General features: G+C 59.4%; 6 protein-coding genes. 3 read left to right on the top strand and 3 right to left on the bottom strand.

The window, feature by feature from the left end:
* Window positions 1-27 precede the first annotated feature (27 nt).
* Window positions 28-1,701 (top strand): tetratricopeptide repeat protein, encoded by a 1,674-nt coding sequence (locus HMPREF3039_RS02410; protein ID WP_067570765.1) that lies wholly within the window; start codon window positions 28-30, stop codon window positions 1,699-1,701.
* Between the two features lie 82 nt (window positions 1,702-1,783).
* Window positions 1,784-3,376: a tetratricopeptide repeat protein gene (locus tag HMPREF3039_RS02405; protein ID WP_067570766.1), complete on the top strand. Its 1,593-nt coding sequence runs from the start codon at window positions 1,784-1,786 to the stop codon at window positions 3,374-3,376.
* A gap of 225 nt (window positions 3,377-3,601) precedes the next feature.
* Here the strand turns inward: HMPREF3039_RS02405 and HMPREF3039_RS02400 are convergent, their stop codons facing one another.
* The 3 genes from HMPREF3039_RS02400 to HMPREF3039_RS02390 all read right to left on the bottom strand — a co-directional run bounded on the left by HMPREF3039_RS02400 (window position 3,602) and on the right by HMPREF3039_RS02390 (window position 7,604).
* Window positions 3,602-3,928, bottom strand: coding sequence for a hypothetical protein (locus HMPREF3039_RS02400; protein ID WP_067570767.1), 327 nt, complete (start codon window positions 3,926-3,928; stop codon window positions 3,602-3,604).
* Between the two features lie 145 nt (window positions 3,929-4,073).
* Entirely contained in the window at window positions 4,074-5,438 is a 1,365-nt protein-coding gene (gene xseA / locus HMPREF3039_RS02395; protein WP_067570769.1) for an exodeoxyribonuclease VII large subunit, read from the bottom strand.
* A gap of 3 nt (window positions 5,439-5,441) precedes the next feature.
* Complete coding sequence (locus HMPREF3039_RS02390; RefSeq protein ID WP_167506687.1) at window positions 5,442-7,604, bottom strand: AMP-binding protein; 2,163 nt, start codon at window positions 7,602-7,604, stop codon at window positions 5,442-5,444.
* Between the two features lie 791 nt (window positions 7,605-8,395).
* Here HMPREF3039_RS02390 and HMPREF3039_RS02380 point away from each other — a divergent pair.
* A partial coding sequence (locus HMPREF3039_RS02380; protein WP_067570774.1) for an autotransporter-associated beta strand repeat-containing protein occupies window positions 8,396-17,011 on the top strand: 8,616 nt, incomplete at its 3' end.

Raw genomic sequence — 17,011 nt, 5'->3', positions numbered from 1 at the left:
AAGGGCCGTTAACGTTGTGCTCCCGTTATGCAGGCGTCCACTCCCCCCCTGAAACCTCTTTCTTCACGCACCAAATGGCTGATTGCCCTGTGCCTGTGCATTGCCGTCCTGCTGCTGGAGTTTTTGACGTACCACATGGCCTACCGCATCGGTTACGATGAAGGGGCCCTCCATACCCCTCCGGTCGTGATCCAGAAGAGCGATGAAAAGGCCTTCCAGACTTTGTCCCGTTTCATGGCGGACGTGTTCGCCTCACGGGAAAGCCTGGCCGGAATTCTGGACAAACGTGAGGAACGCCTGGCGTGGATCAGGGATCCGGAAGTACGGTCGGAAACGGCCTGGGGGCTGACCCGCGAACTGATCAGCCGCGGCGGCGTGGAGCAGGCGCTCCCCACGGCCAGGGAATTGATTGAGGCGGCCTACGCGGAAGGAAAGCGGCAGGTATGGGCTCCCCGCGCTGATGCCGTGGCCCGGGCCCTGCTGGCGGAGCACCAGTACGCGGCCGCCTACGACTATCTGAAAACGGCCGTGGACGGGTATGAAAAGGAGAGCATGGCCGCCGAGCTGGTGAAGGCCCTCCAGACCATGAGTTCCATTGACCAGATATTGAACCGGAATGACCAGGCCAACGCGCTGCTGCAGCGCGCCGTGGAAGCTTCCGCCCGGCTGGGGAGCGACTCCCTTGCCGTGAAGTCCAGGCTCCTGGCCGCCCAGGGCAGGCTGGCCCGCGCCGCGGGCCATATTCCGGAATCGCGGGCCTATTTCAAGGAGGCTCTGGTTCTGTTCCCCCAGGAGCAGGAAAAGACCACGGGGGACCTGGCGCTGGCCAGCATCAGCATGGGAGAAGCCATGCTGGAAGCAGGCAGGAAGGAGGAGGCCCGCGAGCTGTTCCTGAAGGGGCTCACCGGTTCGGAAAACGCCTCCTATCTGCTCAACGACTGCCTGAACGCCCTGCGCGGGCTGGCGCGCATTTCCACGGAGCAGGGTAATTATGAAGAGGCGCTGGCCTATCTTCACCAGGCGGAAGGCGCCGCACGCGGCGTGCTTCCGGCGGACCACGCTTTTTGGGCCGGGCTGTATGACCAGCGTGGATGGGTCAACATCATGCGCAAGGCAGCCCCGGAAGCCCGTGCGGATTTCCTGAAGGCGGTGAGCAACGCGGCGGTCTCCCCCATGATTGCCGCCCAGTCCCGCGAGGGCCTGGGGAAGGCGTGGCTGGACGCCGGGGAAGGGGCAAAGGCGCGGGAAAACCTCCGGCAATCCATCCAGGTCCGGGAATCCAACTTCTCTTCAGACACCCTTTCCCTGGGCAGAGTGTACCATTCCCTGGGAATAGCCAGCGATATGGAAGGGGACCGTGAAGGAGCCCTCCAGGCCTACTCCCGCGCCGTGGACGCCCTGCTGAAATGCGGAGACGGCCCGGAACGGAAGAATTTGCTGGTCCAGTCCTACCTGTGCAAGGCCTACGCCCTGTGCGACGGCGAGCAGTGGCAGGAGGCCGTGGACGCTTTTGAAGCCGTGCTGCCATTGCTGGAAGGGGAACAAAGGTCGGAAAACTACAAGCAGCTGGGCCGCTGTTACGACGAACTGGGAATGACGGCGAAGGCGGATGAATGCTGGAAGGAATCCGGCTTTCCGCGGGTGCGCCGGAGTTCTCCCGTACGCCGGACGGACGGCGGCAGGATATCCTCCCGTCGGTGACGGACCGCCGCCGCTGCGCCGTAAGACGTTGCGGACTGCTGATTTTGCTTGATTTGTGCCCTCTTTTTGGCTCAATGCCTGCATGAGTTCCGAGCGCCATTTTTCCAATAAGCCTTATCGTCCGTCGCGCAAGAAAAAGTCTTACTGGAAACCGGTCCTCTGCCTGGTGGCGCTGGGCGGCCTCTGGTTCGGTTACGTCCAGTACTGGCCTACCATTGAAAGCTGGTTCAAGCCCACGATTCACGAGGTGCACAGCCAGACACAGGCCATGGGGCATCTCCAGGGCATGCTAGACTCCTGGAACGGCTCTGATGAAGAGCTGGCGGCGCTGGCCGCAACCGTGGACAAGCAGGTGGAATGGATGAATTCCACGGAGGCGCGCGACTCCTTTGCTTGGCTTCTGGCCGTGGAAATGGACCGGCGCGGCATGGTGAAGGAGTCGGAGCCCATGATTGCATCCCTTCTGGAAAAGAAGCTCTCTCATTCCGGCGCCCTGCCGGAGGCGGACAGGGACCGCCTGCTGAACGTCAGCCTGAACTGGGCGCGTGAATTTGCCGGGCGCAAGCATGACGCCGTAGCGGAACGTCTGTATGAAGTAATTCTTAAAAATACGCCGGAGGACCACGTTTCCGTTCTGCTGGCCTGCCTGGAACCGCTGGCCCATTATGCCTATGACCAGGCCAAATTCGAACGTTTTTCCTCCCTGTGCAAGCAGGCCTCCTCTCCCGTCATGCGGAGCATGCTGAAAAAGCCGGAGGATGTGAAAAGCATGGTGAAGATACTGCTGCTTCAGGATACCCTGCCGGAAAAGGCGACCGGCCAGCCCGGCCGTACGGGCAGCACCATCGCCAGGGAATTGCTTGCCCAATTCCGCCTCACGGCCAGTCCGGACATGGGGCGCATCATCCTGAATGAACTGAACATGCCCCTCAAGGCGCGGCGGAAATATTCCCAGGCGGAATTGAAGGGCATGGCGGACCAGCTGGAAGCCGCCCTGATCTGCTTCCGTGCCGCGGAAACGGAAATGGACTGCACCCCGGAAACCATGCTGGCGCTGGCTCGCGTGAGGATGCAAATGGGGAATTTGAAGGAAGCGGCGCGTTTGCTCTCCCGCGCGGAAGGCTCCGCCATGACGCTGGGGGTGGATGCCCCGCGCATTCTCAGCGGTTCCAGCCTGAGCCAGGAAATTGCGGAACTGCGCTCCCAGCTGGACAAGTACGCGCAGGCGGAAGCCCTGGTAAAGCGGGCGTATGAAGATGTGAACATTGCCGCGGCTTTCCTGCGGGCGAAGGATTACGACCAGGCGGTGAAATATTCCGACCAGGCGATGAAAGTGGCTCTGGAAAGCACCGCCTTCATCCAGGCTCTTCAGCCCGTGATCATGACTCTTCAGGCGGAAATCAGCGCCGGAAGGGAACAATGGGCGGTGGCGGAATCGCAGTACGGAAAGCTGGTGGAAACATGGGATGGCCTGAGTGATGAAGACAAGGCCACTCTCCAGAACAATCTGGCATCCATCCAGTCGGAGGAACTTTACAAGAAAATCCACCGCGACTGGGCGGAAGTATGCCGCAAGCAGAACAGGACCACGGAGGCGCGCCGGGTATTGACAAAGATCGGAGAAGCTCCTGCGGAAGAACCGGAGCGGCCTGCCGCACGCCGCCGCAGAAGGTAATGGAAGCCAGCCCTGATGTCTGCGTGTGGACAAGAGATAACGTGGCGGAAACAAAAATCCGGAAGTTGCTTTCATTTAGTTCCAGCCGGACACGGAATATTGCCGGACTTCCTCCTGAAGATCACTGCCGGAAAGGCTTTTCCCTCCGTCTCCATCCTTTTCCGGCATGTGTCCGTCCCGCATATGTTTTCGGGAGGAGGGGCGGTAAACCGTACCAAAGGCGAATCAACTGCGCACTTTGGCCTTTTGTTTTGAGGTGAGGGATGTCCGTTTGCCGTGGGCCATTTTTTCCCGGCGGTCCGCGGCGGACTGGCGCCGGGAGCGCACGGTATATTTTGCGAAAACTTGGCTAACGGTCAGGTTGCCCTGTTCAAGAAGCTTGAAAATATTGTCCCTCACCCTCATTGCCTCCTGAAGCGCCGCCTCCGCACCTCCGTACTGGGAATCCGAAAAATAGCGGGTGAATAAGCGCTTGTTCTTACAAATAGCCAATCGGTAACCTTGAAAGGCCGTGGTTTCGTAAGTATAGCGGGTGATGTTTTTACAGGGCATATGCGCGTGAATTATTGGGACCAGAGAATGCGGGCAGTGGTAATGAGCTTCTCTTAGGATAGGTCCCAATTCCGGTAAAATCCAGAAAAAACACAATTTGTTAGATTGTGTGCAAAAAATGTGCGATTATATGCTTGTAATAAACTTATTGATGTTTATCGGCCGTGACAAAAAAATGACCGTTGAAGACACGGACTTTCAGCTTTTCTCCGGCATGAACCTGGTCGGTTTTCCGGATTAGCTGCCTCTCTTCATTCTCCACGAGGGCGTATCCCCGGCTCAGCGTCTGTTCGGGACTGTGGGCTTCCAGCCTGGCCTGCAAAAGAGCCAGGGAAGATGAAAACGCCGTCATTCTGACGGTTGCGGCATGAAGCAGACGGGACTGCAGGGCGGAGAGCTGCTGAGCCCGCTCCCTGTTGAGATGGCGGGGATGGCTCAATTGGAGCTTGTGTTCCAGTTGATTGATTAAAAGTGAGTTCTGTTGAATCCTGAGTGCGGAGGAAGCCAGCAGGGATTCCTCCATCCCGTCCAGACGCTGGGCGTACGGGGCCAGGAGAGAGTCTGCATCCAGCAATCTGCCGCGCAGATAAACGTCCAGTTTCAGCCGGGCGTGCAGCAGGGAATGGCGCGCGGAAGCGTGCAGCGCCTGCTCCATTCTGCCCAGTTTGCGGAGCCATTCCGGGCCGTCCGGCGTAGCGAGTTCCGCCGCCGCGGTGGGGGTGGGCGCCCGCAGGTCCGCCACAAAATCCGCAATGGTGAAATCCGTGTCGTGCCCCACCGCGGAAATAACGGGAACGGTGCATTCGTGAATGGCTCGCGCCACGATCTCCTCGTTAAAATTCCACAAATCTTCTATGGAGCCGCCTCCGCGGCCTACGATGAGAACGTCCACGGGCGGCAGCCCGTTGTGCGGCGCATGGGACCATGCCCGGATGGCGGCGGCAATCTCGCGCTCCGCTCCGCTCCCCTGGACGCGCACGGGCAGCAGGTACGCCTTCACCCAGGGGGCGCGGCGCTCCAGCACGTGGCGCATGTCCTGGATGACGGCTCCGGTGGGGGAGGTGACGATGCCGATGGAGCGGGGAAAAGCGGGAATGGCTTTTTTTCTTTCTGCGTCAAACAGGCCTTCCCGCTGAAGCTTCTCCTTCAACTCCAGAAAGCGCGCCTGGAGATCCCCCATGCCGGCGGCCCGCACCTCCTTGATGACCAGTTGAAGCTGGCCCCGGTCCGGGTACACGGTGGCGTTCCCCAGCACGTGCACCTTCATGCCCTCCTGGAGCCGCAGGGGACAGCGCGCGGCGGCATTCTTGAAAAAAGCGCAGAAAATTTCCGCCCCCTGTTCCTTCAGGGTAAAATAAATGTGCCCGCTGGTATGGTACTTGACGTTGCTCAGCTCTCCGACGACCCACTGCGTGCCGACGGCGATGCCGACCACGTCCCGGAGACGGTAAACGAGCTGCTTGACCGTGATGGGCCGGGGCGCGGAAGCCGTTTCCTGCGGAAATTCCATGGCTTACGGTTCAAAGGGAATGTTCAGCGCCTCGTAGGCCAGCATCCTGCACTGCTTCAGGTCCAGCTTGCCGGAGGGCAGCACCGGGATATGCTCCACGGGGATGATCTCCTTGGGGCACCACAGGGCGGGCAGCCCCTGGTCGATCAGGCCGTGCCGGATCAGGGTGCGCGCCTGGTGCACGTAATCCGTCACCAGGGTGGTGAGCAGAGCCACGGCTTCCCCCTTGGCCTGGTCCGGAATGGTGACCACGGCAATTCTCCGTTCGTCGTCCGTGGGGTCCAGGTTCCAGATATTCATGATGGCTGCTTCCAGCGCTTCATGGGGAACCATTTCCCCGCCTATCTTGGAAAAGCGGGAAACGCGCCCCTCTATTTTCAAAAAGCCGTATTCGTCCGCGGAACCGATGTCTCCGGTCTTCAGCCAGCCATCTACGAAAATGTCCCTGTTCACTTCCGGTCCCCCCAGATAGCCGGGGAAAATATTCGGCCCTTTCAGCCAGATCATGCCGGAAGTGGTCACGGGCACCACGCGCCCCGTGTGCGGGCTGGTGATGCGTACGGCAATGCCGGGCAGCAACGCGCCTACGGTTCCCTTTTTCATGCCGGGGATGAAATCGCCGGCGGCATTGGACGGGGCGGGGTCCACAAAATTGACGGAACAGACGGGGGAGGCCTCCGTCAGGCCGTATCCTTCACACGGAATGGTGCCGAATTTTTCCCGGAAGGCGGTGGCGAGGTCTTCCGGCAGCTTTTCCGCGCCCACGATCAGGTAGCGGACCGTCTTGAAAGTATCCGGTTCGCACCGCTTCATGAAGCCGCGCAGGAAGGTGGGGGTGGTGACCACCAGGCTGATGCCGTACTGCTTGATCAGAGCTCCCAGGCGTTTGGCCTCCAGCGGGGAAGGGTAGGTGACCATGTCGTACCCGCCGATCATGGGGTACCACAGGCCGATGGTGATGCCGAAGCAGTGGAACACGGGCAGACTGCCCAGGAACCTGCTCTGCGGGGCCAGCGTGATGCGGGAGGAACACTGGGAAATATTGGCCAGCAGGTTGTGGTGGGTAAGGGGTACCCCCTTGGGTTCCCCGGAAGAACCGGAAGTAAACATCAGCACGGCTTCATCCCCGCCCACGGGGGTGTCCAGCCCCAGCTTCCTGATCATGAACCCGGCCGTCAGGAACTTGATGGCTAGTCCCCACCGCTTGGCGGAGCCTTTGAGCTGGGGAAGTTCGCGCTCCATGAAAATCAGGTCCCTCTGGGGGGGCCAGGGAAAATTCTGGAGCTTGCGCATGAAGGTATCCGCCGTGATGAACCAGTCCACGCCGGACTGCTTCACGGAACTGGAGAAAGCGCTTTCCGAGGCGGAATAATTGAAGTTGACCGGGGTTTTGCCCGCAAACAGGCAGCCCAGGTTGGCAATAGCCGCCCCCTTGCCCGGCGGCAGGATGATGCCTACCCTCCGGTTGGAGGTGATTTTCTTCAGCCGCTTGGCGAAGGCCACGGAAATGGCCAGAAGCTGGCCGTACGTCAGGGAGGTGTCGTCAATCCCGTCAATCACCCGGCAGTCCGAATGCTGCTTGAGGCTGCGGAACAGCAGCGCGGAAAGGGAGCCGTGGAGCTGGGGCAGCGTGGCATACGCCTGGGCGGAGCATTCCAGCCACGCCGTGGTCAGGCGTGCGGCCATTTCAGCTCCCGGAGCCAGCTTGGGAAGAATGTGAATCTGGATATCCGCCTGGGCGTCCGTATCCGCTTCCGCATCCAATACGGAGCTGGTGTAAAAACCCACATACACCGGGACGGGGGAAATGTGCAGGGCTCCCAGGGTTTTCATGACCCGCGGGGGAATCTGGCAGATGGAACCCTTGATATGCGCCACAGGGCCGGGCAGGAAAACCACCCTGCGCCCCTGGTTGATGCGCTCCATGATCGCCGCGCGCAGGGCGATGGGGTCGCTGGTTTCCGCGCGGAACAGAATGCCGTCCGCCTTGGTGGATTCCAGATGGGCTGCGATGGCCGCGTCCGGAGGGAGGGCTTCCTCCACCAGGTAGGTAATGCGGTCCCTGCCCAGTTCCTTTTCGAACATGAGCAGGGTTTTGTGGGACAGCTTATTGAAAATCAGCAGGTCGCCGGCGTCGGATAGATGGGAGGTACCGAAAATGGCCATGAGGGAAAAATGAAAAACTTGCTCCATTTATTCTAGCGACCTGATGCCCGGAGGGCAAGAAGGAAAGCCGTTGCTTTTCCCGCTGTCATGAGTTCGCCGCAATAACCGGAGGAGGCGGATGAAGGAGCATTTCCGTCTGTCATCAGAAATATACGATTTTTTTGAGAAAATTTTTCACCCATGGCAGGAATTTTTGAAAAAGGCAATCTGTCCGGAGGCTTTTTTCCATATTCGGGATTAGTGTGCAGGCGGTTTTCCGCGGCAGGGCGCAATTGAGTTTTCCTGCATTTTTATTCAAAAAATGTTGTTCAGTCAGAGCGGAGAGAGGCCTGCGGCACAGTCCCTGTTAATCTGTAGCAATGACAATATCATGCAGATGAAAGACTTGAATGTAAGGCCGCCGCTCCGTGCCTTTTGCCCGCTGAATCCATTGGCGGATGCGCGGGAAAGAGGAAAACGGAAAAAAGAAGGGAAGGAAATGCGCGGATTTGAAATCCGTTCAGGATAGGAAATTCGGAAGAAAAATATCTTTTGAAAATTACGTAAGTATTTCATATAAAGAAAAATGTGTAATGGGTGGAATGTATGAAATTGTTGAAAATAATTGTTTTTTCTTGATTGTGATGAGAGGCGTTTGGAAGAAGGAAAATGATTTAAAGCATTGTAAATGGAACTTCCAGATTGACACCGGATTTCAAATCCGATAGACCGATAACGATATAGGGAGTCCCCCTCTGTTTTCTTGTAAAAATAGATTGTAATACAACATATTAATAACCAACATTTTATCTATGAAGCTTCATTTGCCTTTGCAACTGCTGTCCGCCGTGCTTGCCTGCTGTGCCCTTCTTTCCACTCCCGCCTATTCCCTTGATCTGGGAGCCAATGAAACCATTACGGAGAATACGGACTGGACGGAAAATACAAATGTAACGGCCAACGTCACCCTGACCATTAACCCGGACGTTACCGTTACCCAGGAGACGGGCTCTCTGGTCATTGGAGGGCATACGCTGACGATTGACGGCGGAGGCACGCTCAGCATTCTTAGCACTGCTACGGAACACACGCTGGCGGCAGACGGGCGCCTGAATATCCAGGGCGGCTCCACGCTGGACCTGACGGCTCCGGATGCACGCCTTTCCGTGGCGCAGGATGCCAACTGGACCCGGTTCATCATCTCCGTAGCGGATAACAGCGTGTTGAAAACACGCAGCATGGCGGCAGGGGATTACGTATTTGGGGCCAGACTGACCAATAAGGAAAATTTGCTCCTGTCCGGCGGTGGCACCATTGAGGTGACGGCCACTGCGGCGGAAACGATATCCAACATCGGCTTTACCGTGAATGAAGGCGGCGGCAGTTACCTGGTAACCAATGCGGGAACGACGGTAAAAATGATTCTGAACCCGGAAAAGACCATTCAGGCCGTTCTAAATGACGTGCTGACCCTGGGCGGTGCGGGCAATATCGAAGGAGGGGACGCGAATGACATGTTCATCGGGAACGGAGGACTGAAAAAAGTGGGGACCGGAACGCTGACATTGAAATTTGCCAACTCCTTCGGCGGTGGTGTGGAACTGAATGGAGGCACGCTGATTGTGGATCATGCCGACGGCATGGGGACGAACAAGGTTCTTTCCGTAACGGGCAATGCGGCCATTGGAGGCACGTCCGCCGCGTATCAGGGCCTTTCCCTGTCTTCCGGCGTCACCCTTGATGTGTCCGCGGTGGATACCGGTGCTGGGCTGACCATTGCCTCCGGCAACGTCACCCTGGGCGCACAAAGTGCAATTACCGGCAATCTGGTTTTGAATGAGGGAACCCTGTCCCTGGGCGGGCAGAATACGATGACCGGCAATCTGACTCTGGGAACCGGCCTGTTCATTGACGCCAGCCGGATGACGCCGAACGGGAACGCCCTGCTGGCGCTGACCGGCGCTTTGACGGTGAACGGCAGTCTTCTGCTGGAGAATGCAGACGGCGTTTCCTGGAGCGCCGGAACGTACAACCTGATCAGCGCCACGGAAGGCGTTACCGGGGATCTGGCCAACACCATCCTGCTCGGAACCCAGTATATGGGGAATTGGGATACGGCGGACAATGTCCTGAAATTCGTGGTGACGGAGCTGACCTCCATAAGCTGGACGGGCGGCGGAGACTCCACCTGGACGGTGGGGGGAAGCGGAGCCAATTCCCCGTGGAGCGCCGGGGATACTTTTGAAAACGGCAAGGGAGTATCCTTTGGGGATATTGCCAGCAATCCTCCCCAGACGGTCAACATTGCCGGGCAGGTAAATCCCGGCCTGATTCTGGTCAATGCGGAATCTACGGATTACACATGGACGGGAACAGGCTCCCTTACGGGAAGTGGCAAACTTCAGAAGACCGGAAACGGAACGCTGACGATCGCCACGGACAACTCCGGCTTTTCCGGGGAAGTCCTGCTGGGCGGCGGCCTGGTGGAAATACAGAACGCCGGGGCGCTGGGCACGGGGGACATTGTTTTCAACGGCGGCGCCCTCAAATACGGCACGGGAATCACGGCGGACATATCCGGCCAGCTCAAGACGGATGCCCTGGCAAGCAATGCCATCCTGGTGGATACCAGCGGGAATGCCGTGACATGGGCCTCCCTGGCGGGATGGGCCGGAACGCTCACCCGTTCGGGAGAAGGTAGCCTGATGCTGGGCGCAGGCACTTATGAAGGAAAGCTGACGAATGAAGGGGCGGGTTCCCTGATCATCGGAGCGGGAAATGCTTCTCTGGCCGGCGGTATTGGCGGCACCGTAAGCAAGACGGGAGACGGCACTCTGACCATCAACAGGAATGCTTTTACCAATTCCAACGGCTCCACGCTGGTGGTGGAAAGCGGGACTCTTTCCCTGATACAAAATGAAGGGGCCTGGACTGGAACCATGAATATCGTGCTGGGTGACAACGTGACGATGAATGTCCCTTATGGCGTAGGCGTAAACGGAACGGGAACGCTGACCATGGGCGGCGGAACCACCTTGAATTTGAGCAACGGGAACGGTTCTTCCAATACATTCAATATGAATATCGTTCTGGATGCTGGAGAGGGACTGGTTTCCCTGAGAGGATCTGTCAACGGCAACAAAACATCCGTGGGAAGCACGATCAGCGGTACGGGCAATTTGAGGATTACGCACCTTAATAACGGCAGCAATAACTGGAAATTCAGTGGAGGCTGGGTGAAAAACTCCTATGACGGCAATACGGAAATTATTGCTACGGACAAGCAGCTTAGCCTGACCTATGACATAGGAAGCGCTTCGGTTACGGGCGGACAAACGGTGACTCCCTGGGGACAGGGAGACGTCACGATCGGCGGAGGAGCGAATACCATGACGGTAACATTCAGCGGGGTGGGCGGTACCGCTGCCTCAAACGGAATTTCCCTGGATGGAAATATTACCCTGAAAGGGGCCAATGCCGCCACGCGGCTGAACATTTTTGCCGGGTCGGCCGGAACCATGACTCTCAACGGCTTGGTATCCGTAGAAACGTCCGGCACCGGAACGGCCACGATCGGCAGCGGTGACGGCCTGCGGATGGGAGGCGGCCTGGCCGGAACGGGAACGCTGGCGGTGAATACCAGAAACAGCGCCGGAGCCCTGACACTGGGAGGAGATGTCGCCGGATTTTCCGGAACGCTGAATCTGACCGGTTCCAACCTGTATCTGGATGCGGATACGGCTTTGGGAGGAACGCTGAACGCCTCTTCCGCCAAAGTAACCGCTCTGCGAACCCAGAATGTGACCGGAACTCTGAATGCCGCCTCCCTGGCCGTTGACGGAACCGCCCTGAGTGCGGACGGAACCGTCCTGACGGTGGCCAATCTGGCGCTGGGTGCGGATGCCGGAGTAAGCCTGAATATTGACAGCAATGTGACCGAGGGAACATACACGCTGGTGGGTTGGGACAACCTGACGTCCGGGAACTTTGTGGATGCAAACTCCATGACCCTGACAGGAACCCTGGCGGGCCTGTATCAGGGCACGTTCACCGTGGATACGGCTGGCAAGACGGTATCCGTCAGCGTGAGCATGGCGGATGGAGTGATTGTCTGGGACGGCAATCCCATCGGCGCGGTAGACAACACCAAGACATACCTGTTTGACGGAACCCATACCGGCGCGGTTTCCCTGACGGGAAGCATGAACGCCAAGGCCATCTACTTCAACAACGGAGCGGGGCAGGATCTGGCGTTGACCAACAACGGAGGGGAACTGGCCGGCAACGGTACCATCACCAAGCTGGGAGAAGGCAAGGTAAGCTTCAACAGCTCCAACGAAAATTACGCTGGGGCGGTCAACATTCAGGAAGGAACGGTGGCCGTGACGGCGAACAAGGCGCTGGGTACGGGCACCGTAACGGTGGCGGGTGAGGGAACGCTGGAAATCGGCGTAGGCGGCAATATCACGGACATTCTGGGCGAGACAATGCCCGTAGTGAATGGCGGAACGCTGGCCTTCACCTCCGGGGTGGAAGTCACGCTGAACAAAAACCTTGGCAGCGGCACGGGCGCCAATCTGGAAGTAACGGGCGAGGGAACCACCCTGAACCTGCTCAATGACAATCCTCAAAGGAACATCACCTCCACCTATGTGGGAACAGGTTCCATCCTGTCCATCACGGCGACGAACACCATGAACACCCTGCTGTCCGGCAGCCTGACGGTCAACGGCGGCAGCTTGAACACGGCCGGCGACAGCTTCGGCTACACCGGGGCGACACTCGGTTCCCTGACGCTGCAGAACGGCGCCGTGTGGACGCTCACGGGCACCAAGCACAATACGCTCAATACCCTGAACCTGACGATGGACGCCAGCTCCGTTCGGGTCAACACCAGCGGCAACGGCTTCTATGTCCTCAACGGCAGCCACCGAATCAACACGCTGTCCAGCGCCTCCGGCATGTCCCTGTTCACTTCTAATGGTGATTTCAACAACAACAAGATGACGATCTCGGGGGCTACGTCCTTTAACATTGCCCGGGGCAACTTTGCACTGGATGACACCAATACGGCGGACTTGAAGATTGATGTGATCGTCCAGGGCGGCAGCAACATCACCAAGACGGGCAACGGCGTTCTTCAGCTGACGCGCGCCAACACATACTCGGGACAGACCCTGCTCAAGGAAGGCACGCTTCTTCTGACGGGCGCCGCCACGCTGGGCAATGGCGCCGGTGCCGTGACGCTAGGCGGCAACGGGGACGCTTTCCTGACTTTTGCGGTGGATGGAGACCGTACGGTGGGCAACGCCATTGGCGGCACGGGCACCTTTACCCAGAAGGGGGCGGGAACCGTGACGCTTAACGGGGCCAACACCTACACCGGCACGACCAGCGTGGAAGCCGGAACGCTCAAGGCGGGAAGCGCCACGGCCTTCGGCACGAGCTCGGTATCCCTCTCTTCCGGGGCTACGCTTGACATCGGAAACTATGCGCTCGGCAATGCCGTCACGGTAAAGGCAGGCGCCTCCGGCTCTCTTTCCACGGCATCCGTCACCAGCGATGGCGGTACGCTGGGCAGCCTGACGCTGGGCAGCTATTCCCGGTTGAATGTCACCGGCAGCATGGCCCTGGCCTCCGGGGCGGAGCTTACCTTTGACATGACAGGGGTAACGGCGGGTGACAATGCGCTGGTAACGCTCACCGGCGGCCTGACGGTCAACGGAACGCACAAGCTGACCCTCTCCAACTATGAGACGCTTACCGATTCCGGGGACTACTCCCTGCTGACGGTGGGAACCGGAACGCTCATGCCGGGTTCCTTCAATGTCGGAGACCTCGTTAATGAGACTCATCCGGAACTCACCTACACGCTGGGAACCTCGGCGGACGGAAAGACGCTCCAGCTTAAAATAGAATCTTCCGCGGACATGCTCACATGGAACGGAACGGAGAATGCCGGGACGTGGAGCGCCGGAGACGTTTCCAACTGGACCTATGCGGGGAGCAGCACTCCTCCGGTAAGCACGGACGGCCAGCCGCTGCTCTTTGACAACACGGCGGCCAACAAAACCGTGACGATTACGGGGGACGTGGCGCCGTCTTCCATCGTGGTCAGCAACAGCGGGGCCAACACCTACACCTTTGAAGGAAACGGCCACATTACGGGGAACACGACCATCCTCACCAAGAGGGGGGACGGAACGCTGGTCATCCGCAACACCAACAGCTACGGCGGTTCCACTGCTCTGGAAGGCGGTGTGGTGGACATCAACGGGGACGGAGCGCTGGGAACGGGCTCCATCATCTTCGGGGGCGGCACACTGCAGGCCTCCGGCAATGTAACGCTGACCCAGGTCATGGTGCAGAAAACCGCCGGAGACGCCGTAAAACTGGCAGCCACGGGCGCCGATACGGTATTGACGGTGAACACCGGCGGCCAGGACAGCTTCCTGGGTCTTAACTGGAACGTTTCCGGTGACGGCAGTGTCGCGCTGGGCGGCATTGCAGACACGAAAGTTCTTTCCGGCACCATTGCCGTGGCGGCGGGTTCCACGCTCAATCTTTCCGGCGGATCGGAAATAGCGCTTTCCGGCATCCTCAAAAATATCTCCGGAACCCTGGAAAAGACGGATGGAGGCTCCCTGCTCATCAAGACGATCAATGGCAATGACGCGATCAACGGAACGCTCCGCAACAACGGGGCGGACATCGTCTTCTCCGGCTACGGGGCGGCTACGGCCAACCGGACCGTCACGGTCAACGGAACGCTGGACGCCTCGGTGGTCAGCGCAACCTACGGCGTGACGCTGGACCTGAAACATTCCCAGAACATAGGCACGCTGCAGATCGGCGGCGGAACCTATGACGGCAACACGCAGGCCTCCGCAGTCAATATCGGAGCGGGCGTCACCCTCACCAGCAACAGTGTAACGCTGGGGGGAGACGTGGTCGGGGAACTCAACATTGCGGGGGGAACGGCACAACTGGGCGCTCTTGCTTTCAGTGGAACGGCCGGCTCCGGCATTACGCTGAACGGAAACGGCACGCTTACCATGGGCGGCAACATTACCGGTGCCTCCGGTACGCTCACGCTGGGAGAAGGCACGCTCAACTCCAGTGCGGCCTGGTCCGCGGAAAGCGGAGTGGTGCTCAATGCGGCGCAGGGTAAAACCACTACGGTAGACACCACGGGAGGGAATATCACCCTCAACGGCGCACTCAGCGGAACGGGCAGTCTCGCCAAAACCGGAACGGGCCAGCTCAGCCTTGGTTCGGCCAGCGCGGACTATGCGGGAACCGTAACGCTCTCTTCCGGCACGCTGGCCTTCCTGGCAGGGGCTGACGGTTACAAGGGCGCCCTCAACATCACCGGGGGCGAACTGCAGGGCGGCCAATACTACAGCAACACCAGCAAAAACGTCACCGTCAATGCGGCGACCGGAATCAGTTCCATCTCCCTGGGCGGTTTGCACGGCTCCTCGCTCAAATCCATAAGCATCACGGATGTCGGTACGATCATCAGCGGCATCAACGGGGCGGCCAGCCTGGACAGCGCCAGTCTGGTCGTCGGCACGGGCAACGTCGCCAAGACGCAGGACCTGGCGGGCAGCGATTCCATCATTCAGTTCAATGCGAACGGCACCAGTCTGGACATCACCACTCTGACGCTTTCCCTCTCTGCGGACGTGATCAACGCCATGCAGGGCTGGGGAGCCGGAGAACGCACCGCATGGCTCAACCTGACCAATGGCTCTCTGAGTTACGGCACGGCCACCTTCAACCCGCTTCTGGAAGGCCTGGGCTTTACCGTCACGGGTATCAACGGCGGCTCCATCGGCATCACGGGCGACGCCACGCAGATCTATGCGGTGGGCAGTGAAGACAAGACCATCACCAGCAACGCGGAACTTGATCCCTACCGGGCGGTTATTGTGGACGGCAACCTGGCTCTCAACATCCCCGGTGTGGACGACAAGGCGGAAGGCCTGACCATCAATAACCTCTCCGGCGCGGCTTCCGGTGTCATCAACATCACGGCAACCGATGACAAGACGGCCTCCGTCATCCTGAACAACGAACTGCTGGGAACCGCTCCCAACACGTCCGGACCGGACACGAAATACGCCGGAACCATCAACGGCGGCACGGCCAATATCACCAAGACGGGAGCGGGTTCCCTGGAACTTTCCGGCAGCCTGAACACGGACGGTGCGCTGGAAATGCAGGAAGGCAGCCTTGCGCTTTCCGGTACGGCGGACCTGGGCTCCATTGTACTCAACTCTGCGGATGCAGACAGCCTCTCCACCCTGGACGTTACCGGCACGGCAACCGCCGGGACTCTCACGGATGAAGGCAACGGCGGAACGCTCAACATCGGCGGGGACGGTAAGCTCACGCTTGATGCGGCGGGTTCCGAACTCTCCAACAGTACCATTACGGGTTCCGGTACGCTCCAGGTGGCGGACAACGCCTCCCTTGCGTTCAACGGTACCTCCAGGCTTAACGGCGTGCAGGTGGAACTCTCCGCGGATGGAACGCTGGAACTCGGTAACGCGGCCAACAGCATTTCCGGCCTTGCGGGGAGCGGTACGCTGACCAACGGCTCCGCCCTGGAAATCACCGCCTCCGGCCAGTCCGTCTTTGAAGGCACGCTCGCCGGGGACGGCAGCATCACCATGAACGGAACGGGTACGCAGACTCTCAAGGGCAACGGCTCCGCCGGGCAGTCCCTCAACGTCACGAAGGGAACTCTGGAACTCATGGGCGCTGAAGGCGGCAATGGCTCCGTCACCTACAAGACGCTCACGGCAGGCACCGGCGGCCATGTGCGCCTTACGGCGGTGGGCGACGGCGTGGATGCTGTCAACACGACGCTGACGGTCGGCAACGGCCTCAATCTGGCGGGAGCCAATCTGGACCTGGTCATCAACACCAACAGGGACGACCTCTTCGCCAACCCCGTCATCACGGTTCTGGCAGGGAACGTCAACCTGAACGGCACCACTGTTTCCCTGGACAGCCTGGGCGACTACGACGACCCGGCGGACCCGACGGCCAACCTCAACTTCACGCTGGTGGACGCGCAGGGGGCAGGCGGTACGGTAACGGCTGACGGCGCTTCGGTGACGTCCTCCGGCTACTTTGACTTCTACTACCAGGAACTTGGCATTCGTGCGGAAGGCGGCAAAATCATCGTCAGCGGCATGGTCAAGACGGACAACGCCTTCATGGACGCGGCGGATACGGCCAACTCCGTGGCGGGAGCCAACCTCCTGTGGAACAACCGCGGCAACGCGCCCAAGGGTACGGTGCTGGGTGACCTGCGTGAAGCAGTACGCAACGACATCCAGTCCGGCAACGCGGGACAGGCCGCCCGTTCCATGGCGGCAGCGGCGGGCTCCACGGTCAACGCCCTGGGCACCGCC

Source organism: Akkermansia sp. KLE1798 (assembly GCF_001580195.1).
In the GTDB taxonomy this organism is placed as follows: Bacteria; Verrucomicrobiota; Verrucomicrobiia; order Verrucomicrobiales; family Akkermansiaceae; genus Akkermansia; species Akkermansia biwaensis.
The sequence above is the reverse complement of the archived record's forward strand: the minus strand, read 5'-3'. Positions and strand labels throughout refer to the sequence as shown.

What these genes read in the sequence shown, in the direction of transcription:
- HMPREF3039_RS02410 (WP_067570765.1), top strand. Translation starts at nt 28, where the DNA reads ATGCAGGCGTCCACTCCCCCCCTGAAACCTCTTTCTTCACGCACCAAA.
- HMPREF3039_RS02405 (WP_067570766.1), top strand. Translation starts at nt 1,784, where the DNA reads ATGAGTTCCGAGCGCCATTTTTCCAATAAGCCTTATCGTCCGTCGCGC.
- HMPREF3039_RS02400 (WP_067570767.1), bottom strand. Translation starts at nt 3,928, where the DNA reads ATGCCCTGTAAAAACATCACCCGCTATACTTACGAAACCACGGCCTTT.
- xseA (WP_067570769.1), bottom strand. Translation starts at nt 5,438, where the DNA reads ATGGAATTTCCGCAGGAAACGGCTTCCGCGCCCCGGCCCATCACGGTC.
- HMPREF3039_RS02390 (WP_167506687.1), bottom strand. Translation starts at nt 7,604, where the DNA reads ATGGCCATTTTCGGTACCTCCCATCTATCCGACGCCGGCGACCTGCTG.